This window comes from Prochlorococcus sp. MIT 0801, assembly GCF_000757865.1.
Classification (GTDB): domain Bacteria; phylum Cyanobacteriota; class Cyanobacteriia; order PCC-6307; family Cyanobiaceae; genus Prochlorococcus_B.
Window position 1 is genome coordinate 1424860 of sequence record NZ_CP007754.1, and the last position, 22893, is coordinate 1447752.

A 22893-nucleotide genomic window follows, 5' to 3' on the forward strand; every position below is an offset into this window, starting at 1 on the left:
AAAATTAGGTTGATAAAATTCTCAAAGCAGCCATCGCGGCTCCATAACCATTATCAATATTCACTACTGTTAATCCAGGTGCACAACTTGCAAGCATTCCCTCCAAGGCAGTTTTACCACCACCACTAAGCCCATACCCAACTGAGACAGGAAGTCCAATAATTGGCTGAGGGATTAACCCAGCCAGCACCGTAGGCAAAGCCCCCTCCATCCCTGCACATGCAATAACTACTTTTGCTAATTTTATTTCTTCAAGCCTGTCTAGCAACCTGTGAAGTCCTGCTACGCCAACATCAATCAACAATTTAGTTTTTATTCCATGCAAGTTCAAAGCTATTTCTGCTTCTGATGCCACTCCAACATCACTGGTTCCTCCAGTCAAAATAATTACTTCTTCCTCAGAAGAAGTACATTCCTTAAATCCCCCCAAAGTTAGACAACCAGATATTTCATGAAATTCTGCAGAAGGAAATTCAACTAAAAGTTTTTGTCCCTTTTCTTTAGTTAGTCTTGTCACTAAAGCAGTTTCACACTCACGTTGATATTTTTTCAATATTTCAGATATTTGTTTAATTGTTTTATGCTCCCCCCATATGGCCTCAACTACGCCGAGTCGAGTTCGCCTCTGAAAATCAATAATTGATTCATTCATTATTTACTCTGGATTTAATTCCCCCTCAAAGATCAATGGAAAAGGATTTCCACTTCGTTCACCTGTTTCCTTTCTGGCAATCTTTTCAAAGTCATGCTGGACAAAATTTATTTCTGTCTGCGAAATGCTTTTCCAAACGGCTCTTGACTCCCACCCGATTAATAAGGTTGCTTCCTCTTCTTTAGGATCCCAAAAAAGTTGACGTCCTAAAAAACCATCTTGTTTTAACAACCAGGGCTCCCAACTTCCTTCTTCAGCTTTTAACCAAGCATTTTTAAATTTTTTCGGAACATCAAGCTTAAGGTGCTCAACAATAGATTCCTTTGGAAAATTCACTTTCAATAAAGACTCAGCTTGAATATTTTTCACGTTTCCAAAAATAGTTGAAATAAAAATCACACTTAATAAAAGGAAACTATATATTTTTTCGCTAAAAAATTTAGTTCTAAGAGTTTTCATTCCTTTTCATTAAAACAACTGCATGACAACATATACCCTCTTCTCTTCCCTCCGCACCTAATTTCTCATTTGTAGTAGCTTTAACTCCTACATCATCAATGTTCACTCTTACTTTCTTAGATATCTTCTCCTTCATTAAGTCAATATAAGGTTTTAATTTTGGCCTTTCAGCGACAATAACTGAATCAATATTTTGAATTTGCCAACCTTTCTTCTCAATTAATTCGATGACATGTCCAAGCAGAATTAAACTGTCTGCATTTTTCCATTTCGGGTCATCTGGAGGGAAATACTTTCCAATATCGCCCAATGATAACGCACCTAATATTGCGTCCATAATTGCATGAGTAAGAACATCTGCATCACTATGCCCATCAAGGCCTAAACCCTCTGGATGGTTTAACTCTACCCCTCCAAGAATTAAAGGTCTTCCAGAAACCAATCGGTGCATGTCATAACCGTTGCCTATTCGTAAGTTCACTTCAGTTTTCAATAATGAACTTCTTTTAATAAATGATAATTGGTCGAGCTTCCAAAGTTCGAACAAATCGGGTCTACGTGACTGCGTCCTGATTTCTCTTTGCTTCTGCCTCCATTCTCTAATTAATTTATGGTTACCACTCAAAAGGACATCAGGAACTTTCACACCTCTAAATTCTGCGGGTCGGGTGTATTGGGGATGTTCTAAAAGAAACTCATTATGACTTTCTTCTTCTAATGATTCGGGACTGCCTAAAGTTCCCGGTAATAGACGTACAACTCCATTAATAAGAGTTATTGCAGGAATTTCTCCACCCGTAAGAACAAAGTCTCCAATTGAAATTTCTTCATCAGCTAAAGACCTAATCCTTTCATCAAATCCCTCATAGCTACCACATATCAATATGAGTTGATCTTCTTTTGACCATCTAGAAAAATCAGATTGAGATATTTTTCTACCTTGTGGAGTCATCAAAAGTATTCTTTTTTTATTGAGCTTTGGAATTTGATCAAAAACCGAAAAATAGGGTTCTGGCTTTAAGACCATTCCTGCGCCTCCGCCATATGGTTCATCATCAACTTTTCGATAATTATCCATAGCGTGATCACGAGGATTATGTATATAAATTGATGCAATCTTCTCTTCAAATGCTTTTTTTATTAGTCCATGATTAAAAAAAATTTTAAAAGCTTCTGGGAAAAGGCTTACGACATCGAATCTTAATTTACTCATATAAATTAGCTACCTTCATAACCAAACTCATTAAGCCGAGAAGATTTACTTCTCCAGTCAGGCACAACTTTAACAAACAGTTCTAGATAGACATTTCCATTAATTAAAGGTTGAATTTGCATTCTTGATTCCTGGCCAATTTTCTTCAACATGCTTCCCCCTTTACCTATTAAAATTCCTTTCTGACTTTTTTTCTCAACACAAATAGTTGCAAGAATTCCAGTTCTTGGTCTCTGTTCAGATTTTTTTTTCGAGGGTATGTCTTCAATTTTATCAATAGAGACTGCAACACTATGAGGTACTTCTTCGCGTGTATTTATTAAAACTTGTTCTCTTATAAATTCAGCTATCAAAAACTTCTCAGGATGGTCACAAGTCATATCACTTGGATATAGCTGAGGTCCAAAAGGTAGTGTTTCTTCTATTTCACTAATTAACTCATTACATCCCTGACCTGTAAGAGCGCTACAACAAAAGACTGGCCAATTAGTACCATCTAAAAATTCTAAATATTCTTTCTTTCTTTCTTTAGATTGACTCAACGCTATAAGATCCCATTTATTCAAGGCAACAATGACAGGGATTTTTAAATTCCTGATCAAATTCAAAATAAATGCGTCCCCCCTCCCTGGAGAATAGCTGGCTTCAAAAATAACTAAGACTGCATCAACATCTCCAATAGACCTCTTGGCACTCTGAACAAGTCTTTCACCTAATAAATGATGTGGCTTATGAATACCAGGAGTATCTACAAAAATAATCTGAGACTTTTCATTCGTGAGTATTACTTTCAAGCGATTTCTAGTGGTTTGAGCAATTGGAGATGTAATTGCTATTTTCTCACCGATAAATTTGTTTATGAAAGTTGATTTGCCTACATTGGGTCTACCGATTAATGCAATAAACCCTGATTTAAAATCCTCTTTACTCAAATCTCCCAAAGACATTTCCTTTCTCTACGATTATCTATAGCCTTACTATAAAAGTGCAATAAAACCATGAATGAGCAGAAACCAACTTTTAAAGAAGCAATGGAAGCAACAATGATTTGGTGCAAAAGTTGGGAAAATGATGAAATAAGTGACGAAGTTATTTCTGATCGAATTGGCGAGCTTATTAAAACGGTGGAAGGTGCAAGAGGATTTTTTGTTGTAAGTCTCTCAATAGATTGTCCATTAATGGATAGATTCCCAGATGCTTTGATTTTTCAATTAAGAAGTTCTGGAGATATTATTGTTGATTTAACCGTAAAAAATCTTGCAATGAGTTCAGCAATGGTAATAACACATCACGATAATAATGATTCACAAGAAATCCAGTCAGAGAGAATAAAAATTCGATGTATAGAGTTACTTAAACTATTAGATTCAAATCAGGTAAAAAAACGTTTAGATGTTTTACTTGAAGCAACAAAAGGGAATGGAACGGACTTGAAGTTTCTTAACAAATGGGATTTTAACGATAAACAAATCAATGCAATATCAGAAAGTATCTATGAAGTTGCAACATAAAAAAAGAGCCTTACGGCTCTTTTTTTATGTTTGGGTTATGGAATTAATCTCTTCTTCCACCACCTTGAAGAGCAATGATCAGACGAAGAACGAAAACAAATAAGTTTATGTAAGTTAAGTACATACCTAATGCTCCAGCTAAATACTGCTCGTCGTTATATCTTCTTGGCATTGTGTAGAAATCTACAAAAGACATTGCAACAAAAAGAACAGTCCCAAAACCAGCAATCATCAATTCGAATCCACTGCCTCCAAACATTCCTGGAGCGAATAAACCTCCAACAAATTGGAAAACCATAGCGATAATCAAACCAAGCAATCCAAGACCAACTGCACCTTGCAAAGCTTGGCCAACGTTATCACTCATTTTTCTGCCAACCGAAGAAGCAATTACGAAGGTAATTCCAGTAGCAAATACAGCAGTTCCTATCGCGCCCATTCCTGCAACTTGAATTGCTAAGCCAACAATCCCACTGAGAGTGAAGCCAGTAAGCAAGCTAAATCCAGTTAAGAGTGGAAGAGCTTTGGAGTTATTTGCGTTATTGGCAGCACTACTTGCCATAAAAAATAAAACTATTTCCGCAATAAATGCGACTATAAATAAAGGGCCGAATAAAGGATTGTTAGTTGCTTGTAAAGAAAGTCCACCTAAAACACCTAAACCTGTTAATGCCATTCCTCCGCCTACATAAGGCAAGGCTTTGTTTACTACATTTGGGCCAATAAGTGCACTAGATTGTGCTTCACGAATAGCTTGTTGAAAATTGCTGTTTGCTGGCATAACGCACCAGGTAATTATTAATACCTATTCTGGCACAAAAAAAATAAGTCTTCATGAATGTGAATGCGGATCACCCTATCGTCTTTTTTTATCAAGTTCTGCATAAGCATCAACTACGCTTTGAACAAGTGGATGTCTTACTACATCTGCTGAAGTAAGCCTACAAACTGAAATTCCATCAACCTTTTCGAGTAAGTCTGCAGCTTCAATAAGTCCACTCATTTGTCCATATGGCAAGTCAACTTGGGTTACATCGCCAGTTACTACCATCCTTGATCTCTCACCTAACCTAGTGAGAACCATCCTCATTTGCGCTGGTGTCGTATTTTGAGCCTCATCAAGTATGACAAAAGATTCTTCCAAAGTCCTTCCTCTCATATAAGCCAGAGGAGCAACTTCAATTACGTTTTTTTCTATAAGTAAATTAGTTTTTTCTTGTCCAAGTAAAGAGTGGAGAGAATCATATAAAGGTCTTAAATAAGGATCAACCTTTTGCTGTAAGTCCCCAGGTAAAAATCCTAATCTTTCACCAGCTTCAACTGCAGGTCTTGTCAAAATAATTTTCTCAATTTTTCTCTCAGTTAGCTTTCTCACAGCTAATAAAGTTGCCAAGAAAGTTTTTCCTGTTCCTGCTGGACCTAAAGCAAAAGTAAGATCACTTTTTTCCATAGCTTCTACATAAAATTTTTGTCTAATTGTTCTTGGTCTTAAAAGATTTCCTCTTTGACTTCTCGCTAAAACTTTATTTGTTGATTTGGCATGATCATTTTTTTTACCATTATCCAATGCTTTAGCGGCGGCATGTAAATCAACAGGCGAGACAATTTGTCCTTCTTCCCAAATTGGTCTAACTAATTCAACAATTGCTGCAGCTCTCTCTAATTGGTTAGAATTTCCTTTTATTTCGAGTTGCAATCCTCTTAAAGCAAAAGCAGCGCCTGTAATGGTTTCTAATCTATGAAGTGTTGACTGACCAGATCCTGCTAAGGCAGTAGCAGCATCGGAATCAGGCAGATCTATACAAAAGCGACCTTCAGTGGTTGCTTCAGACATAAATTTTTTTGAAGTTATTGATACTCATCAAAACTTCTTATTCAGAAGTTTCGGATGCCGCTGCATCTTTTTTCTTTGCTGATCTTTCTTTTTCTTGTTTTTTCTTACCTAGGACTTCAGCTGGTCGGACTTTCTTTTCAAGGAGGCCTCCTTTTTCTAATAAAGTTCTTACGGCATCAGTGGGTTGAGCACCTTGTCCTAGTCGAGTTCTCAAAGCCTCTGTATCTAATCTGGTTTCTTTGGTTCTTGGATTGTAAAAGCCTAGTTCTTGCAGTGGGCGACCATCTCGCCTTGAAGTGCTATTACAGGCAACTAGACGAAAACTGGTTTCACGCTTTTTACCAAACCGCTTAAGGCGGAGCTTGATCATCTTCGATTTATTTGTAAGTGGATTGAACTCAAAAGTTCTTCATATTGATAATACTCCACGAATGATTAATTTAGCCTTTTGATATCTCTAAAGATCACCAAAACCTTTCTTTTTCTTAATTGGGCGCTGCCTTCGTGGCGCCAAACCGGGGCCTCCTTTTCCTTTTCTAGACTGATATGGATTAGCACCAGATGAAGGCATACTAGGGAGTCCACCCATTCCAGGCAGACCTCCCTCCATACCAGGGAGGCCTCCTCCAGTAGACATTTGTTTCATCAAGCCTCGCATCCTTTGAAAATCCGCGAGAACCTTATCAACGTCTGCTGGCTTATGTCCACTCCCACTTGCAACTCTTCTACGTCTTGATGGTTGCGCTGCCAACAATTCAGGTTTTTTCCTTTCCTCTGCTGACATTGAACCAATCATTGCCTCGATTTTTTTAAGTTGATCTTCTCCACTTTTAATCATTCCATCATCAATTTTATTCATCCCAGGAATCATTTTCAGCAGCCCCCCTAACGAGCCCATTCGCTTTATCATCCTCATCTGTTTTACGAAATCTGAAAAATCAAAAGTTGCTTCTTGAAGCTTCTTTTGCATAATTTCTGCATCAGCAATTTCAACTTCTTTCTGTGCTTTTTCGACAAGAGTTAATACATCGCCCATCCCTAAGATTCTGCTAGCCATCCTCTCGGGATAAAAAGGTTGCAATGCCTCAACCTTTTCTCCGGTACCTATAAATTTGATTGGTTTTCCACTGATTTTTCTAATAGAAAGAGCAGCTCCACCTCTCGAATCTCCATCTAGCTTCGTAAGTACAGCGCCTGTTATTCCTACTTTTTCATGAAAACTTCTGGTAATGTCTGCGGCCTCTTGACCAATCATTGAATCAACTACCAACAAAACTTCATCTGGTTGAACGGCCTCTTTAATTCGAACCATCTCTCCCATCATGTCGGTATCAATTTGAAGCCGCCCAGCCGTATCAACAAGAACAGTGTCAAACCCTTCGTTTTTAGCTTTTTCTAAGCCTTTTTTAGCAATCTCCTCCGGCTTTAAATTAGAACTTAAATTAAAAACCTCTACATCAATTTGGTTTCCCAAAGTTACTAATTGATCAATAGCTGCTGGTCTGTAAGTATCGGCAGCCACAAGTAATGGCTTTTTATTTTTTTCTTTAAGAAGCAATCCAAGTTTAGCTGTAGCGGTTGTCTTTCCAGCCCCCTGAAGTCCAGCCATCAAAATGACCGTTGGTTGTTCCTCTGAATTTGCTAAGGGATCATTCTCTCCTCCCATAACATTCACAAGTTCTTCATGAACTACTTGAATGAATTTCTGACCAGGGTCTATACCTCTGACAACTTCTGTTCCAACGGCCTTTACTCTTACTTCATCGATAAATTCTTTTACTACAGACAAGCTGACATCTGCATCTAACAAAGCTCGTCTGACCTGCTTAAGTGCTCCATCAACATTTTCCTCTGAAATTTTAGCTTCACCTTTAAATGCCTTTACAGCATCTTCAAATTGATTAGTAAGTTCCTCAAACATTTTCTTAGAGTTTCAGAAATAATTTAAAAAGTTATTTTTTAATTTCCACTAATATAGTCAACTATTAGCCAGTTTTTTTTATTCTTACCTATTATATATTTAACTTTCAAAGAAGGAATAACCGTTTCAGATAAAATCTCACCAGAAGAACTAATCCTTTTATCTTGATAGTTTAATTCAACATCTGCTGCAATTCTCCTATCAGATTTTTGAACAATATTGATTGAAGTTATATTTGCATCAATAATCTGTCTTTGTCCTAATAGTTTATCTTTCTTTCTCTGTTCAATAACTCTATTGAATAGAGAGGTTCTCGCAACAGAAGAAAGAAACTGACTTTCTGCGCCATTCAAAATTTCCGCTTTACCCTCCAACCATGCTTCAACAAGAGATTTAATTTCTTGATTTGAGGGGTCTACTGAAGTAAGAGGAATTAATTTATTGAAATCTAATTTTTCTTTTTCATCTTCTATTTTACTTGATCTGTTATCTCTATTTTTAATATCTTCTGGTTTAGCGAACTCAGACTTTGAGATATTATTGAGATCATTATTTTGAGATGGTTTTCTTTGAGTCAGGATTCCTAAGCTGATTCCAAAAATAAATAAACCAATAAATGCTAAAGAACTTGTATATATCGGTCGTTTTAATATGAAAGATTTGAAATCTGAGTTTTTTATCAATTCAAATGTTAAATAATATTTAGAAATTATCTTTTTAACCAAATCAGATCTCAAGAAAAATTCTTTAGTGATTAATCGTGATTTTAAAGACCTTTCTTTAATATTTTCATCTAACGCCCCACCTGGCATTGGCAAATCTGCCTGTTCCTCCAGGTTCCTTAATGAATTTTTCTCAATTTGTTGTTCAGGGGCCAATGACGATAAGAAGGAGAATCCAGCTTTTGCAATACCTAATGCCCCTTTCGCTTCCAACTGCTCTACATAAACTTGTACTTCTTGACTAGCGAACCAATCATCAAGATTTACAGTTTGTATCTCAACATCGCTAAAACCTACCAATACATCTTTTTTTAACCAATTTCTACAGTAGTCACATAGAGCTCCTAATGTCTCGTCAGGGTAATTATCTAACCAGTCTTTTAATTTTTCATCAGAACTGCTTCGAAAACGCGACTCTGCTTGCGTTACATCCCCTAACAAAAGATCTAGGCACCCAATTAATGGCATAGGGTCAAAGCCATGAATATTGATATTTCGAAGATATTTTCGAGCTTCTTGCAAGAGTTCTGGTTTCCGATAAGAAAAGCCAGACGCAATCAAGGCAAACGCAGCAAGAAAGCCAGCATCTTCTGACCCCCGTCGATACCAATTTACATAAATTTTTGACTGTTCTCTGGCAGTTAAAAATTTTCTGATTTGGAGGAAAAATAGCTCAAAATCATTTTGATTTAACCCTGCTATTTTCTCTGAATTTCTTTTTCCTTCGAGCCCTCCTCTTTTATTAACAAAGTCTTCCAACAACGTCAGGCCTTCCTGATGAGGTTGTTCATCTTCTTTGTCTCTACTTAATAAATCAAGAATTCTATACGGAAGTAGAATCTCTAAATCAGATTCAAGGGTTTTCCTTTCTTCAACAAGTTTACCCATCCTCTGCAATAACTGTATGCCTTCCTGAAGCAAATCCGCCCCAGAAGCGTATCTTCTGCAAGCTTGCTCCTCAATAGAAGCGTCTCTACAAGCTAAAGCTGCTATCAATGTTAAATCTGACTCTCTACCACTTCCCAAGGCTGGGGCTTGTGGAGGTTGTAACGCTTTTTTTGCAAGCTTAAAAGCTTGCAAAGAAGAATTTGATTCCCACAAGAGAAGCAAACCAGCAACTTCCCTATTTGAAGATAATTCAAGTCCAGACGAACCCTCAATAAGAGCAAGTTCGTAAGATTGTCTTTCGGCAGGGTTGGATAAAAGATCAGCAGAAAGCCTTAGCAGCTCAGACCTCTGAGCTAAAACTTCAAAAGTAAAGCCTTGCTTGGGAGGACGATCTAGCCTTAGCTGAAAAGCCCTTAGGACTTCTTCAGCATTTGCAGAAGGGCTAACCCCCAATAAGCGAAAATGATCAATAGGTAATTCCAATCGCTACTAGGTAATCAGAAAAAAAAGCTCTAGGCATCGTAAGGGGTTTTAACCATTTTGCATCCATTGACGCTTAAAGTCTAAAAAGGATTGATAAGTGAATATGAACGAAATCATGTCTCACAACCAGGACAAAACAGGCCAAGACCCTATTCAGCACAGGGAACACGCCGATAGACTAAGCAATCTTGGCAACACCAAACCAGCTCTACTTAATAGAGAAATTGGTTTAAATCTTTTCAAAGATATGACTTTGGGAAGACGATTTGAGGATAAATGCGCTGAAATGTATTACAGAGGAAAGATGTTTGGGTTTGTTCATCTTTACAACGGGCAAGAAGCAATAAGTACAGGTGTTATTGGGGCGATGCAACGCAAACATGACTGGTTTTGCAGTACCTATAGAGATCATGTTCATGCCTTGAGTGCTGGAGTGCCTGCGAAAGAGGTTATGAGCGAGCTATTTGGTAAAGAGACAGGCTGCAGTAAAGGCAGAGGTGGATCTATGCATCTGTTTTCTAAAGAACATCATTTACTTGGAGGTTATGCATTTATTGGTGAAGGTATTCCAGTTGCCCTTGGTGCAGCTTTCAGCAGTAAATACAAAAGAGAGGCCCTTAAACAAAATAGTGATTCTGTAACTGCAGCATTTTTTGGGGATGGTACTTGCAACATTGGTCAGTTTTATGAATGTTTAAATATGGCCCAGTTATGGAAATTACCGATCATATTTGTAGTCGAAAATAATAAATGGGCAATTGGAATGGCCCATGACAGAGCAACTAGTGAGACTGAAATATGGCGAAAAGCTTCAGCATTTGGCATGCCAGGAGAGGAGATTGACGGCATGGACGTTTTAGCAGTAAGAGGTGCTGCCGAGAGGGCTCTAGAAAGGGCAAGGGCTGGAGAGGGGCCAACTCTCATAGAATGTCTCACTTACAGATTCAGAGGCCATTCATTGGCCGACCCGGACGAGCTTAGATCTGAAAAAGAGAAGGAATTCTGGGCTAAAAGAGATCCAATTAAAAAGCTAAAAAATGATTTAACTAGTTCTGGATTAATCTCTGATGAAGAATTAAAGAATATTGAGAAAGAAATTGATCTAGAAGTTAACGATGCTGTTGAATTTGCTTTAAATGCCCCAGAGCCTGAGCCTAGTGAGTTGACGAAATATATCTGGGCAGATAACTAAAATCAGATAATAGATCAAATTCCACTTGGAAGCTTCCTCGTGAGATTTCTCAATTTCCTCAAAGCTTTTAGCTCAACTTGTCTGACCCTCTCGCGTGATACCTGTAATAATCTGCCTATCTCAGCAAGAGTATGTCTTTCATTACCTTCTAGGCCAAACCTTAGCCTAATAACGTGTTGTTCTTGTTCGCTTAGATGACTTAGCCACCTTCCAAGTTGCTCTTGATGAATTTTTTGTTCAACCTTATCAAGCGGCTCTTCTCCGGAACCATCAGCTATTAAGTCTCCTAAAAAGCTACGACCTTCATCTCCATTAACGGGTGCATCAAGACTGCTTGTAGTAAGAGCTTGTCTCAAAATCGAATCAAGTTCTTCCAACTCTATTTCCATTGCCTCAGCTATTTCAATACGACTAGGCATTGCACCGAGCTTATGAGCCAAATCTAAGCTGACTTTTCTTATGGTTGCTAATCTCTCGCTTAAGTGAACAGGTAATCGAATTGTTCTTGACTGACAAGCAATAGCTCTAGTCATGCTTTGCCTTATCCACCAAAAGGCATAAGTAGAAAACTTGTATCCACGAGTAGGATCAAACTTTTCTACAGCTCTTTCTAGTCCAAGAGAACCTTCCTGAACTAAATCTAAAAGTTCAAGACCTTTTCCCTGATATTTCTTTGCAACGCTTACAACTAATCGAAGATTGGCCTTCATCATTCTTTCCTTTGCCCTTCTTCCAATTCGAATCAATCTTCTTTGATGAGAATTAAATTTTTTGCTCTGCTCTTTAATCTGGCCATCCTCGGTAAGACTCATCAACGTTTGAACCTGATTACCAAGTTCAATTTCCTCCGCAGGAGTTAAGAGAGGAACTCTTCCAATAGAGGAAAGATACCAACTAATTGGATCACTGCTGCGTCGTTTCTGAGATTCAGCAGGCTTGGGTGCAGTTGAAACCATTGTTTCTTGGCCCCGTACTTCAAAGTGATAAGACTTTCCTACAGAAATCATAAAAGATGCCTGGGTTTCATGAAGGCTTCAGATTCTGTTGACGATTAGTTAACAAATGACACCAAACCCACCATCTAAGGCCCTTTAAATGGTTGTTTCAAAACATTTCAAGAGCTTTCCTTTTTTATTACTTCACCAAGAAAAGTGCAAATAGCGCTCGCTGTGCTCCCTTTTATGCAAAAAGCCCCTGCATATGCATGAATCAAGGCTGACGCAGCAAGCAAACTTGTGTCCAGTTTTTTATCACTTGCGAGTCCTGCAGCACCAATCCCTGAAACAAACCCAGCCAAAACATCTCCAAGGCCAGTTCTTGCAACACTTGAATTCACTTGCCCTATTTGCCAGGTTTTCCCTTCTGGATCAGAAATAACACTATGAGCACATTTCAATAAAACAGAAGAACTGCAAATTTTTGCAGCTTCAATTCCAGCCTTCAATGGGTTGGAACAATCAATTAGAGGAAAAAGCCTCTTAAATTCTTCAAGATGAGGAGTAAGCCAAGTAGGTCCTTTTCTATCGTTTAGCCATTCCCAACCTTTCGAAGTTATCGACAGCCTATTGATTGCATCAGCATCAAGAACAAGTAGGCCTTTGAAATCCTGCAAGTCAGAGCCAAAACAATCTTTTTCTTCTTTATTTCCTAATCCAGGTCCAAGCAAAATCGAATCAAACCTATTTAAATCAACTTCATTGAAAACATTTGAAAAATCTGAAGAACCGTCCTGAAAAGTATTTAGATTTCCAAGTAACAAGACTTCAGGGTGAGTAGTCCAAAGAGCAGATGAAATGGAATCAGGCAGAAAAGCGCTAACACTGCCTACCCCACTTGCCAAAGCTCCATTCAAAGCAAGGGATGCTGCTCCCCTGTATTTATCACTTCCAGCAATCACCAGGACTCTTCCTCTCTGGTATTTACTTTTACTTTTACTTGGCATGGGCCAAACAAAAGTAGATAAATCTGAAAAAGAAATCCTTAGAGGCTGGGTTTCAGGAAAACTAGTTAAGATCTTAGCCGGAATTCCGATATCAACTCTTTCTAAATTACCTACATAATCAATAGCTGAATCTTGTATTAATCCCGACTTAAATAAACCCAAAGTTAATGCAGTACTAGCTTTGCATGATGTATTTGATACTATATTTCCGTTGTCTGAGTCTAATCCTGCTGGGACATCAATACTAATTAACTTATCAGGACTAAATGTTTTCTTCGAATTCAATAGGCGAAGTATTTCATCAGAAATAATTCTTGATTGTCCTAATCCAAATAAAGCCTCAATCCATAATAAATCAGAATTTGAATCGGGTTTACGCTCCAAGTTTTTAATCCCAATCTGCATTGCATAATCAAAATGTTTTTGTGTTAATTCTTTTTTCAATGGAAATGGACACCAAATAGAGATATCAACGCCTGCCATATAAAGTTCTCTCGCAACAACAAGTCCATCGCCTCCATTGTGACCGGGCCCTACCAAAACAATTGCACCATTTTCAATCAACCCTTGTCTGTCTAATATCCATGAAGAAATACCAATCCCCACTTTTTCCATCAGAGCTTCAACAGGCATACCCATAGAAAACATTTCTTTTTCTATGTTTTGCATCTGCTCTGAAGAAACCATCAAATGTTCCGAATCAGATTGAGGCCAATTCAAAATCAAAAAGCGACCAAACCCACTATGAACAGAAGCTACTATTAATGCCCATGAATGTGGAAACAAGAGAAACAAAAAAAGTTTTAAATCATATGCCTTCAGAAGAAACAGTCGAGAAAACATTAAAAAGGCTGCAAACACTTTCTGGGAATCATTCAGTTGTAGTGGGGCTTTCCGGAGGGGTAGATAGCTCCTTAACGGCTGCTCTACTCTGTGAAGCTGGATGGGATGTACAGGGATTAACTTTGTGGCTAATGAAAGGAAAAGGTTCTTGCTGCTCTGATGGTTTAGTTGATGCTGCAGGGATATGTGATCAACTTGGAATCAAGCATCACATAGTTGATTCAAAAGAAATCTTTCAAAAAGAAATTATCAATAATGTCTTAAAAGGATATGAGGAAGGAATTACCCCTTTGCCCTGCTCGCGCTGCAACAAATCAGTCAAGTTTTCAGAAATGCTCAAATGGGTAAAAGAAAATAAAAATATCGAAAAGATCGCAACCGGGCATTACGCAAGGATTAGATACTCAAACGAATCTTTCAATGAGAATGATCTTCCGAGTGATGGAATTAAAAGACATAAGCTTTTAAGAGGTAAAGATCTCAACAAAGATCAAAGCTATTTTTTATATGATCTCCCTCAAGAAATTTTAGGAAAAACAATTTTCCCACTTGGAGAATTAACTAAAGAGATAACACGAATCGAAGCTTTTAAACATTCATTAAAAACTGCCGAAAAGCCAGAAAGCCAAGACCTTTGTCTTGCTGAACATTACGGATCAATGAATGCATTTATTGATAAGTATTTACCTCAAAATAAAGGAGATGTTGTACTTAAAAATGGTCAAATTATAGGCTCCCATAATGGAATTCAGCATTTCACAATAGGACAACGAAAGGGATTAGGTATTGCTTGGGAAGTGCCTTTACATGTTGTTGAAATTGATGCCTCTTTAAACAGAGTAATTGTTGCCCCAAGAGAAGATTCTGGCAAGTCAGAATGTACTGTAAAAGATCTAAATTGGGTATCAATTGAAGCACCTCAAGATCCAATTGAAGTTGAGGTACAAATTAGATATAGAAGTAAAGCAGTGAAAGCAAAGTTAATACCAATTTTTGATAGTACTAAAGAAAATTATTGCAAGAAATGTCACATTCATTTTGAAGAAGATCAATTTTCAATTACTCCCGGGCAAGCAGCAGTATTTTACATGGGTGATTATGTATTAGGAGGGGGACTTATTACAAAAGAGTATTAATATCAACCATACTTATCGTAATCGCAAAACACCTATTAAACTTATTAGACTGACTGCTATCAATGGTGAATCATAAATTAATGTATACAGTGTTTTCTTTCCATTTAATTCCAGATCAGCTAGTTGCACTAATTCTTTATTTGGCTTGAGGAGGGTATCAATTCTTCCATTACTTTTAATCAAAGATGTTGGTCCAGTATTAGAGACAGATATTAAATTTTTTGATGTTTCAATACTTCTTAATTGAGCAATAGATAAAAATTGTCTCTGCAAAGAAATAGGGTAGGGATCTAAATTTGCAATCACTAAAATCCATTTTGCCCCTTGATTTACTGCTTTAGCTATAGCTTTTCCATTACTCAATTCATAACAAATAGCACCTGCAAAAGAGGGCCCCTCCCAATCAAGAAATCTTGATGGATTTCCACTTTCAATTCCACCTACTGCCGAGAGGCCATTTTTCAAAAAGTTAGGCAATTCGGGAATCCATTCGCCCAACGGAACTAATCTAGATTTGTCCAATACATCCGAAAAAGACTCTTCACCAGGATTAAAAACCAATATTGAACTTCGTAGAGAACCATTTATTTTCCTGAAACCTCCAGAGAGAAATTTAATAGAAAAATCTCGGATCTTTAATCTATCCAGAGGCAACGTTCCCTCTGGAGCAATTAAAAAAGATGCATTCATTTCAAAAGCTTTAGTTAATGCTCTATTTACTTTTGAGGGCAATGCATTTATCTCTTCCTGACTAAATTTTTGTCTTATTGGAATATTTGTTTGCCACATCGCAACCTTTTCTAATGAATCAGTTGGAGAATCCAACAACAAGATAAATCCAATTAAATGAGCTAACGAAAAATAAGCAACGCCAAGAATAATAAATTTCTTAAGTTTTTTTCTAGCTTGAAACGCAATTGAAAGTTGCCATATCCACCATCCCGCCAAAAGATGAATAGAGGCCAAGCCGCCCGAACCTATCCATCTTGCTAATCCAGCCAAATATCTATCTTGTGGTAATAAGCTTGGCCCTACACCCATCCAAAACAAAGGGCCTCTTGATAGTAGTTCTTCAGAAAGCCCCCATATTGTTGACAATAAGACGGCATAAATAAACTTATTTTCTAATTTAGAAAACCGAAGTCTTCCAGGAGCCAAAAAGCCATTCAAAGCTGACCAAATAAAAACCAGCCCGCCTCCAAAGGCTCCACAAAAAAGCCATATAAAAATGGTTATTGGTAAACTTAAATTTGAGCTTATCCCTACCCAACTAATTGGATGCAACGATAGCAACCACTTATGACTCCATAAAATAGCCATCGCACCCCAACAAAAGCCTCCCCATGGATTTTTACTAGCCGGCCAAAGTAAAGATATTCCCAAAAGCATGAAAATATAATTGCCTTCACTTAGGGAGATTCCTGCTAGAGCTCCACCAGCGAAAGCTTTAATAAAAAGAGAATAGATATTATTCATAAATCCAATTTAGTTAAATATACTCCGACCAAATTCATGCTCTCTGGTTAGTTATCTTTTAAATAGATGTAATTTGGGTATTAATCTGCAAGAATATTTCCGAGTACGTAATATTGCTGTGAGAGAAATCTTAATTAGCTTTTCTGTTTGCCTTAGCTGCTTGATGATTGCAGTGATTAGCCAAATCATCTCACCTACCCCAACGAATGCCTTACAAATTGACCAACCAATCCAAGCGGATGTAAGGCAATCCACAAAAACCAGCGAGTCTGTAACTAATCCATTTGAATTAGACCCAGAAGACCCAAATCCATCACTTTTTACTATGGCTTCAGATAAAACCAGTGCAAGTAACGCTCCTCTAGGAGGAGCTGAGATAGGAGCATCACAAGTAACTTCAAGTGGGCTCAAAATTACTGAATTAGTTTTAGGTGATGGTCTACAAGCTACCCCAGGAACAAGTGTCTCAGTAAATTACAAAGGTACTCTTGATGATGGGAAAGAATTTGACAGCAGTTATGGAAGAGGTCCTTTTGAATTTTCGTTAGGTGCAGGGATGGTGATAAAGGGTTGGGATGAGGGAGTCGCAGGAATGAAAGTTGGAGGAAAAAGAAAATTAGTCATTCCACCAGAATTGGGGTATGGCAGCAGAGGGATAGGTCCAATCCCTCCTAATTCAGTTTTAACGTTTGAAGTGGAATTATTAGGTGTTAAGTGAGTTTCTTAAATTATTCAGAAAGCTCTAGATAAAGTTATGGCGTTTGTTGACAAACGCCATAAATGTAAAAAAAAATGTTCACAAATTATTCTCAGATGTTGAGCGAAACACTTACATCAATCTTTAACAAGCTTCCAGCAAAATCTGTTCACGCTCACTGTGACGGACCTTGCGGTGTATACGACCCTGCTTCAGCAAGAGTTGCCGCAGAAGCAGTTTTGTCTATGACAAAAAAACTTATTGCTCTAGCTCCAGCTGGTAACGATCAAGCTTCCATTTCAGCTTATAACAATACTTTTTCTCGCTTCGTTGCGATTAAAGAAGAAGAATCACAAAAGGCCAAAAAAGAACTTCTAATCCTCTGGACTGATTACTTCAAGCCTGAGCACTTAGCTACATATCCAGATCTTCATGACACTTTTTGGAAAGCAGCAAAGCTTTGTAGTGCATGCAAGGTAAATATTGATCAAACCAAGGCAGAAGAATTATTAGCAGCTGTACAAAAGATTCACTCGATGTTTTGGTCATCAAAAGGTAGAAGTGATAGCTGGGTTACCGCAAGCTGATAAAAGTCTTTTCCACAAGCCAGACTTATTTACTTTATTTACTTTAATAATCGGTTACCGACAACATTTACGTGTTGTCGGTACTTCTATGGAAAGAACTCTTAAAGAGGGCGATTTAGTAACATATAAAAAGTTAAACCCAAGAAATATTGACTTAGAGATTGGCGATATCGTCGTTGCCTCTCATCCAAAAACAAAAAATAAATTAATAATTAAAAGAATTCATAGGATTTATCAAAATAAATTTGATTTAAGGGGAGACAACTCATTGTCAAGCACTGATAGTCGAGAATTGGGTTTATTTGAATTAGATTTAATCATTGGGAAAGTAGACAAAATCTTCTCTAACTAGGCTTATGAGATTAGCTAAGATATTTTCCCTAATTTATAAATTACCAATTAACTTTTTAACTCCAGCTAATATATCTTCCTGTGACATAAGAGATTCACCAACCAAAACAGCATCAGCTCCATAACTCTTCACTAAATCCAAATCCTCACGATTAAATAAACCTGACTCGCTTACCAAAGTAATAGAATTTTCCTTGATTTCGTTAGCATAATTCTTAGCCAATTTCTTTGTAACCTCAAGATCAGTTTTAAAACTCTTTAAATTTCTATTATTAATACCTATTAAATTAAATACATTAATATTTAGTACTCGTTCAAGTTCTTCTGAGTCATGAACCTCTACTAATATTGTAAGTCCCAGATGTTCAGCGACCTTAGATAAGTACTTTAAATCAGAATCAGTCAAGATTGCCGCTATCAAAAGTGCAGCATCAGCACCAGCAGCTCTTGCTTGGTAAAGTTGATAGGGGTAAAGGATAAAGTCCTTACATAGGATTGGGATTATGATTTCCTTTCTAACTTCAACTAAGACATCAAAACCACCTTGAAAAAATTTTTTATCTGTTAAGACCGATATGCAGTTAGCACCGCCCTCTTGATACATTTTACCTATCATTTTCGCGTCAAAGTCTTCTCTAATTATCCCTCTACTTGGACTAGCCTTTTTTATTTCTGAGATTAGTGCTGGTTTCGAATTACTATTTCTTAATGCATCTATGAAATTTTTTGTTTTTGGTAAATCCTTGATCTTTCTCTTTAAATCTTCAAGCGAAACTTTTTTTCTTGCAATCTCAACTTCTAGATGTTTTTCCCAAACAATTTCCTCCAAAATATTTTTAGGTTTTGAATCTGGGTGAGGAATTGCATACTCTAAATTAGCTACTTTTATACTTGGGTTAGGAGGTCTTCTTCTAATTTCCATAATTTAAATAATTAATGATCTATAAAGATAAAATTTGATTTACTATTTCTTTATTTGTAAAGATGCCTGCTTATAAGCAACCTCTACAACTTCGCTTAATGTTGGATGAGTATGAACTTCTTTTGCTAAGTCATTAACTCGTTGTCTTCTAGAAATTGCATTAGAAACCTCTTGTATGAGATCAGCCGCATGTAATCCATAAATATGAGCCCCAAGGACCTCTCCCGTATCTTTATTGAAAATCAACTTCATAATTCCATCACTTTCTAATTCAGCCAAGGCCTTAGAGTTCGCTTTAAAATAACTTCTAACAATTCCAAGTTCAAAGCCTTGGTTTTTCGCTAGATCTTTTGCTTCTTCTTCCGAGAGTCCAACGGAACTTATCTCAGGGTGAGTAAAAGTCGCTGCAGGAATACTTCTGTAGTCAATTTCTATTGCTTTTCCTAAAATATTTTCTACAGCAATACTCCCTTGTGCTGCAGCGGTATGGGCCAACATCAACTTACCCGTAACATCTCCGACTGCCCATAGATTAGAAACCGGTGTTTCATTTACCAATACTCTCATCTGATCATCAATTGGAATAAAACCTCTAGTTGTTTCAACTCCAACGGATTGTAGATTTAGATTTTCAGTCGACGGTACTCGGCCTGTTGCGACCAGAACAGCGTCAACTTGCAACTCCTCAATTACTTCTCGACTCTTTGCATCTGTAAGCTCGACCTCGACGGGACAACCTGGCTTAACTTTAGTAGCGAACACACCAGCTCGAGTTTCAATATCTCTTTTATCAATTAGGTTTCTTGAAGCAATTTTCGTGATATCTGGATCAAAAGTAGGCATTACTTTATCAAGAGCTTCAATCATGGTTACCTCACAACCTAAAGCTGTATAAATATCAGCGAATTCCAAACCTATATAGCCACTACCAATTATTGCAATCCATCTTGGCAACCATTCTAAATTAATAGCCTCATCACTTGTAAAAACAGTTCGTCCATCAATTTCAATTCCAGGCGGTACAAAAGGGTCTGAGCCTGTAGCTAAGATAATATCTCTAGCAGAAAAAATTCTATCAACTCCATTAGTTTCTCTTAAACCGACCTTTTGATTGCCTTCTAAACGTCCTTCTCCTCTAAGTATCTCAACTCCAGATCTTTCCAATGTTTTAGTTAGATTTTTTCGAATTGTCTCGACTAATTTTTTTGCATGTTCGGCTATTTTTTTACGTTCAAATCTAACCGGAGCCGAATGTATCCCAAATTCAGCAAGATGAGGAACATCTGCAAGCTCACGAACTTTACCACTGGCAGCTAGTAATGCTTTAGAGGGGACACAGCCTCTGTTAACACAGGTCCCACCCATATCTCTTGATTCGACAATCGCCACTTTTAAGCCAGCCTCTGCCGCGTGTTTAGCCGCATCAAAACCTCCATATCCAGCTCCGACAACAATCAAGTCAAAGTCAAAAGAAATTTCACTCACGATTTTTTTTGGATACCCTTAACCATTTTTACTCTTTGTCGCTCCAACAAGAGAGGAACTGCAGCAGATGCCACATTAAGTGAATCAACTAATGAGCTATGAGGCAACGTAACAAAGTCTGTACAACATGCTTCAATTGAAGCATGAACACCTGAACCCTCATTACCAAGAACCAATACTGTAGGGAGATCCCAGTCTAATTCCCAATAAGGTTTCACTTTCTTATCAGTAATTTTATTCGGTGAAATTGTTCCTACTACTTGGTAATTATCATCAATTGCAATATTGAGTTTTGAAACAAGCATTTCAATACTTGAAGAGGATGAATCTACAATCCGTTCAAAAGGCATATGAAGAACTGAGCCAGCGGAGGATCTTAAAACCTTTTGATTAAGTGGATCGGCTCCAGAAGCTAACCACATAACTTCATATTCACCAGCAAGAGCTGATCGAAATAAATTTCCCAAATTACCTGGATCTTGAATCCTATCCAAAGCCAAAATATGTTTAGGGGCTTTCCCCGATTTTGGTAACCCTTGCATTGGGAATATCGCTGCGACACCATCAGGTGTGACTGTTGACAAAGATGTTTCTAAAACGTTTTTGGTTACTAGGGTTAATAAAGTTCTTGAAGCTATTTTTTTTAAAATTTCCTCATGCTGATCACACCATTCAGGAGTTGCAATAACTTCTGTTAGCAAAAAATTTGTTTTCAAAGCCTCTTCTAACAAATGAGACCCCTCAAGCAAAAGAGAAGAATGCTCTTCACGTCCAGTTTTCTTCAAAAGACCCCTTAATTTTCGAACCAAAGGGTTTCTTTTACTTGTAATCAATGGCGAATATGAATTATTAATTTTCTAACCTCAAATTATTTAATTTTTGAAAAGCAGAAACTTTTATTGCATTAAAGACCACTTATTTTCTTATTAAATTCAATAAAAACTATATAAAAATTTTATTCAAACTTTCAACATTATCAATAATTTAATTTGAACCCATCAATTTTCAATAAGGTTTACTGGACTATTTGAAATCCACTTGGCATTATGGCTGGGTAAGCAGTTCGCTCCAATATGAGTAGTGTGGCGACAATTAAAAGGAATATTATTCCGCCACATCTGGAGGTAAAAGGAGGGCGTCGGCTTGGTGGGATCTTAAAAGTTAGTGGGGCAAAAAACTCTTCACTAGCTTTAATGGCTGCGGCGCTTCTTACGAAAGAAAAACTCCTCATACAAAATGTCCCACAACTTACGGACATTGAAGTCATGTCAGAGATTCTCAGTAATTTGGGCGCAAAGTTAACTAAAACAAATAATTCTATAGAAATTAATTCAGAGTCCATTCATAATGTTGAATTACCGTATGAATTAGTTCATAGCTTGAGAGCAAGCTTTTTCTGTGTTGGCCCATTACTTACAAGACTTGGAGAAGCAAAAATTCCTTTACCTGGTGGTTGCAATATTGGAGCAAGACCTGTTGATGAACATATCAATGGTCTAAAAGCTTTAGGAGCGGAAGTTGAAGTTATAAATGATGTTGTAAAAGCTAAAGTTTCAACCAAAGACAAAAGATTACTTGGAGCGAATATTACTCTTAAATATCCCAGCGTTGGAGCCACGGAAACCATATTGATGGCTTCTTGCTTAGCTTTAGGCAAAACAACAATATCGAATCCAGCTAGAGAACCAGAGATCCAGGATCTCGCAAAAATGCTTAATTCAATGGGAGCAAAAGTTTTTGGAGCAGGAACGAAAAGAATCACAATCCTTGGAGTTGAATCTTTAAGCGGGACTTCTCATTCTGTTATCCCCGACAGGATAGAAGCAGGAACTTTTCTTATTGCTGCAGCAATAACACGATCGCCTCTCATTATTGGTCCAGTAATCCCAAGTCATTTGAGCGCTGTTATTTCAAAATTAAAAGAATGTGGCTGTTCAATATCTCAACATGGGACTCATCATTTAAAAATCATTCCAAGAGAGATTTCAGGAGTTGACATAACAACAAGTCCATTTCCTGGCTTCCCAACTGATCTTCAGGCTCCATTTATGTCACTAATGGCCACCGCTAAGGGGTCAAGCAAAATCAAAGAAAGAGTTTTTGAGAAGAGAATGCAACATGTTTTAGAGCTAAATAAAATGGGCGCCTGTATTTATCTAGAAAACAATACTGCTTATATAAAAGGAGTAAAACAACTTGTAGGTTCAAATGTAGAGGGAGGAGACTTACGTTCTTCTGCTGCCATTATCCTTGCATGTCTCTCTGCTAAAGGAAATAGTATTTTCACGGGCCTCGAACACTTAGATAGAGGCTATGAAAAATTAGAAGAAAAATTAACGAATGCAGGTTCTATTATTTCTAGAAAATTTGATCAAATAACATCTCATAGTTCTTTCTCTAACAAAATAATTAGTGAAGACAATATTGATACTCAAAAAAATGCAGCTTAGTTTCATATATTTGCTAGTTTTGACATAAAATAAACACATGGGAGCGTGGTGGAATTGGTAGACGCACCGCACTCAAAATGCGGCACCTTCGGGTTTGTCGGTTCAAGTCCGACCGCTCCCACTTCATTG

The 22893-nt window shown here is 37.4% G+C and carries 22 protein-coding genes and 1 tRNA gene; 8 read left to right on the forward strand and 15 right to left on the reverse strand.

Annotated elements, in window-relative coordinates:
- Window positions 1–4: 4 nt before the first annotated feature.
- From larB to era, 4 genes are read right to left on the reverse strand one after another with little or no spacing between them, the layout of a single operon-like run.
- Window positions 5–652, reverse strand: coding sequence for a nickel pincer cofactor biosynthesis protein LarB (gene larB / locus EW15_RS07710; RefSeq protein WP_038653868.1), 648 nt, complete (start codon window positions 650–652; stop codon window positions 5–7).
- A gap of 3 nt (window positions 653–655) precedes the next feature.
- On the reverse strand, window positions 656–1111 hold the full coding sequence (locus tag EW15_RS07715; protein ID WP_038653870.1) for a TIGR03792 family protein: 456 nt from the start codon (window positions 1109–1111) through the stop codon (window positions 656–658).
- Window positions 1098–2324, reverse strand: a complete 1227-nt coding sequence (gene trmD, locus EW15_RS10630) for a tRNA (guanosine(37)-N1)-methyltransferase TrmD (RefSeq protein ID WP_071841066.1) — start codon at window positions 2322–2324, stop codon at window positions 1098–1100. The genes EW15_RS07715 and trmD overlap by 14 nt, the downstream gene beginning before the upstream one ends.
- Window positions 2325–2329: 5 nt before the next feature.
- A complete protein-coding gene (era, locus tag EW15_RS07725) occupies window positions 2330–3271 on the reverse strand; it encodes a GTPase Era (protein ID WP_038653872.1) in 942 nt (313 codons plus the stop codon).
- A 51-nt stretch (window positions 3272–3322) separates the two neighbouring features.
- On the opposite strand from era, the gene EW15_RS07730 reads away from it, so the two are divergent.
- Window positions 3323–3835, forward strand: coding sequence for a hypothetical protein (locus tag EW15_RS07730; protein ID WP_038653874.1), 513 nt, complete (start codon window positions 3323–3325; stop codon window positions 3833–3835).
- 43 nt (window positions 3836–3878) lie between these two features.
- Here the strand turns inward: EW15_RS07730 and EW15_RS07735 are convergent, their stop codons facing one another.
- The 5 genes from EW15_RS07735 to EW15_RS07755 all read right to left on the reverse strand — a co-directional run bounded on the left by EW15_RS07735 (window position 3879) and on the right by EW15_RS07755 (window position 9683).
- Entirely contained in the window at window positions 3879–4616 is a 738-nt protein-coding gene (locus EW15_RS07735) for a Bax inhibitor-1 family protein (RefSeq protein WP_011294938.1), read from the reverse strand.
- 75 nt (window positions 4617–4691) lie between these two features.
- Complete coding sequence (locus EW15_RS07740) at window positions 4692–5669, reverse strand: PhoH family protein (protein WP_038653876.1); 978 nt, start codon at window positions 5667–5669, stop codon at window positions 4692–4694.
- A gap of 37 nt (window positions 5670–5706) precedes the next feature.
- Complete coding sequence (gene rpsP, locus EW15_RS07745; protein ID WP_038653878.1) at window positions 5707–6039, reverse strand: 30S ribosomal protein S16; 333 nt, start codon at window positions 6037–6039, stop codon at window positions 5707–5709.
- Between the two features lie 87 nt (window positions 6040–6126).
- A complete protein-coding gene (gene ffh, locus EW15_RS07750) occupies window positions 6127–7590 on the reverse strand; it encodes a signal recognition particle protein (RefSeq protein ID WP_038653880.1) in 1464 nt (487 codons plus the stop codon).
- A gap of 38 nt (window positions 7591–7628) precedes the next feature.
- Window positions 7629–9683 (reverse strand): IMS domain-containing protein, encoded by a 2055-nt coding sequence (locus tag EW15_RS07755; RefSeq protein WP_038653882.1) that lies wholly within the window; start codon window positions 9681–9683, stop codon window positions 7629–7631.
- A 115-nt stretch (window positions 9684–9798) separates the two neighbouring features.
- Between EW15_RS07755 and pdhA the strand changes: the two genes are divergently transcribed.
- Window positions 9799–10875 carry a pyruvate dehydrogenase (acetyl-transferring) E1 component subunit alpha gene (gene pdhA / locus EW15_RS07760; protein ID WP_225866554.1) on the forward strand — a complete coding sequence of 359 codons (1077 nt, stop codon included), beginning with the start codon at window positions 9799–9801 and terminating at the stop codon, window positions 10873–10875.
- Between the two features lie 14 nt (window positions 10876–10889).
- On the opposite strand, the gene EW15_RS07765 is transcribed toward pdhA, so the two are convergent.
- Together EW15_RS07765 and EW15_RS07770 are read right to left on the reverse strand one after the other, a co-directional pair.
- Window positions 10890–11831 carry an RpoD/SigA family RNA polymerase sigma factor gene (locus EW15_RS07765; RefSeq protein WP_038655411.1) on the reverse strand — a complete coding sequence of 314 codons (942 nt, stop codon included), beginning with the start codon at window positions 11829–11831 and terminating at the stop codon, window positions 10890–10892.
- Window positions 11832–11989: 158 nt separating this feature from the next.
- Window positions 11990–13603 carry an NAD(P)H-hydrate dehydratase gene (locus tag EW15_RS07770; RefSeq protein ID WP_225866555.1) on the reverse strand — a complete coding sequence of 538 codons (1614 nt, stop codon included), beginning with the start codon at window positions 13601–13603 and terminating at the stop codon, window positions 11990–11992.
- On the opposite strand from EW15_RS07770, the gene mnmA reads away from it, so the two are divergent.
- Complete coding sequence (gene mnmA / locus EW15_RS07775; RefSeq protein WP_071841067.1) at window positions 13582–14796, forward strand: tRNA 2-thiouridine(34) synthase MnmA; 1215 nt, start codon at window positions 13582–13584, stop codon at window positions 14794–14796. The genes EW15_RS07770 and mnmA overlap by 22 nt on opposite strands.
- Window positions 14797–14808: 12 nt before the next feature.
- Here the strand turns inward: mnmA and EW15_RS07780 are convergent, their stop codons facing one another.
- Window positions 14809–16272 carry an apolipoprotein N-acyltransferase gene (locus EW15_RS07780; protein WP_038653886.1) on the reverse strand — a complete coding sequence of 488 codons (1464 nt, stop codon included), beginning with the start codon at window positions 16270–16272 and terminating at the stop codon, window positions 14809–14811.
- 118 nt (window positions 16273–16390) lie between these two features.
- Here EW15_RS07780 and EW15_RS07785 point away from each other — a divergent pair, with 118 nt between their 5' ends.
- From EW15_RS07785 to sodX, 3 genes are all read left to right on the forward strand, one after another.
- Window positions 16391–16990 carry an FKBP-type peptidyl-prolyl cis-trans isomerase gene (locus EW15_RS07785; protein WP_038655420.1) on the forward strand — a complete coding sequence of 200 codons (600 nt, stop codon included), beginning with the start codon at window positions 16391–16393 and terminating at the stop codon, window positions 16988–16990.
- Window positions 16991–17064: 74 nt separating this feature from the next.
- Window positions 17065–17556, forward strand: coding sequence for a superoxide dismutase, Ni (gene sodN / locus EW15_RS07790; protein WP_369793859.1), 492 nt, complete (start codon window positions 17065–17067; stop codon window positions 17554–17556).
- A complete protein-coding gene (gene sodX, locus EW15_RS07795; protein WP_052041208.1) occupies window positions 17531–17908 on the forward strand; it encodes a nickel-type superoxide dismutase maturation protease in 378 nt (125 codons plus the stop codon). The genes sodN and sodX overlap by 26 nt, the downstream gene beginning before the upstream one ends.
- A 33-nt stretch (window positions 17909–17941) precedes the next feature.
- On the opposite strand, the gene trpC is transcribed toward sodX, so the two are convergent.
- From trpC to EW15_RS07810, 3 genes are read right to left on the reverse strand one after another with little or no spacing between them, the layout of a single operon-like run.
- Window positions 17942–18829 carry an indole-3-glycerol phosphate synthase TrpC gene (trpC, locus tag EW15_RS07800; protein ID WP_038653888.1) on the reverse strand — a complete coding sequence of 296 codons (888 nt, stop codon included), beginning with the start codon at window positions 18827–18829 and terminating at the stop codon, window positions 17942–17944.
- 42 nt (window positions 18830–18871) lie between these two features.
- Window positions 18872–20314 (reverse strand): dihydrolipoyl dehydrogenase, encoded by a 1443-nt coding sequence (lpdA, locus tag EW15_RS07805; RefSeq protein WP_038653890.1) that lies wholly within the window; start codon window positions 20312–20314, stop codon window positions 18872–18874.
- Window positions 20311–21147, reverse strand: a complete 837-nt coding sequence (locus EW15_RS07810; protein WP_038653892.1) for an RNA methyltransferase — start codon at window positions 21145–21147, stop codon at window positions 20311–20313. The genes lpdA and EW15_RS07810 overlap by 4 nt, the downstream gene beginning before the upstream one ends.
- A 240-nt stretch (window positions 21148–21387) precedes the next feature.
- Here EW15_RS07810 and murA point away from each other — a divergent pair, with 240 nt between their 5' ends.
- Both murA and EW15_RS07820 read left to right on the forward strand, forming a co-directional pair.
- Complete coding sequence (murA, locus tag EW15_RS07815; RefSeq protein ID WP_038653893.1) at window positions 21388–22764, forward strand: UDP-N-acetylglucosamine 1-carboxyvinyltransferase; 1377 nt, start codon at window positions 21388–21390, stop codon at window positions 22762–22764.
- A gap of 39 nt (window positions 22765–22803) precedes the next feature.
- Window positions 22804–22885: transfer RNA gene (locus tag EW15_RS07820), tRNA-Leu, on the forward strand.
- Window positions 22886–22893: the final 8 nt, after the last annotated feature.

Bases quoted from the DNA above. Each gene is read 5' to 3' on its own strand.
- EW15_RS07715 (WP_038653870.1), bottom strand. From the start codon at position 1,111: ATGAAAACTCTTAGAACTAAATTTTTTAGCGAAAAAATATATAGTTTC.
- trmD (WP_071841066.1), bottom strand. From the start codon at position 2,324: ATGAGTAAATTAAGATTCGATGTCGTAAGCCTTTTCCCAGAAGCTTTT.
- era (WP_038653872.1), bottom strand. From the start codon at position 3,271: ATGTCTTTGGGAGATTTGAGTAAAGAGGATTTTAAATCAGGGTTTATT.
- trpC (WP_038653888.1), bottom strand. From the start codon at position 18,829: ATGGAAATTAGAAGAAGACCTCCTAACCCAAGTATAAAAGTAGCTAAT.
- EW15_RS07740 (WP_038653876.1), bottom strand. From the start codon at position 5,669: ATGTCTGAAGCAACCACTGAAGGTCGCTTTTGTATAGATCTGCCTGAT.
- larB (WP_038653868.1), bottom strand. From the start codon at position 652: ATGAATGAATCAATTATTGATTTTCAGAGGCGAACTCGACTCGGCGTA.
- EW15_RS07765 (WP_038655411.1), bottom strand. From the start codon at position 11,831: ATGGTTTCAACTGCACCCAAGCCTGCTGAATCTCAGAAACGACGCAGC.
- murA (WP_038653893.1), top strand. From the start codon at position 21,388: ATGAGTAGTGTGGCGACAATTAAAAGGAATATTATTCCGCCACATCTG.
- EW15_RS07730 (WP_038653874.1), top strand. From the start codon at position 3,323: ATGAATGAGCAGAAACCAACTTTTAAAGAAGCAATGGAAGCAACAATG.
- rpsP (WP_038653878.1), bottom strand. From the start codon at position 6,039: ATGATCAAGCTCCGCCTTAAGCGGTTTGGTAAAAAGCGTGAAACCAGT.
- ffh (WP_038653880.1), bottom strand. From the start codon at position 7,590: ATGTTTGAGGAACTTACTAATCAATTTGAAGATGCTGTAAAGGCATTT.
- mnmA (WP_071841067.1), top strand. From the start codon at position 13,582: ATGCCCATGAATGTGGAAACAAGAGAAACAAAAAAAGTTTTAAATCAT.
- sodN (WP_369793859.1), top strand. From the start codon at position 17,065: ATGTTCACAAATTATTCTCAGATGTTGAGCGAAACACTTACATCAATC.
- EW15_RS07735 (WP_011294938.1), bottom strand. From the start codon at position 4,616: ATGCCAGCAAACAGCAATTTTCAACAAGCTATTCGTGAAGCACAATCT.
- EW15_RS07780 (WP_038653886.1), bottom strand. From the start codon at position 16,272: ATGAATAATATCTATTCTCTTTTTATTAAAGCTTTCGCTGGTGGAGCT.
- pdhA (WP_225866554.1), top strand. From the start codon at position 9,799: ATGTCTCACAACCAGGACAAAACAGGCCAAGACCCTATTCAGCACAGG.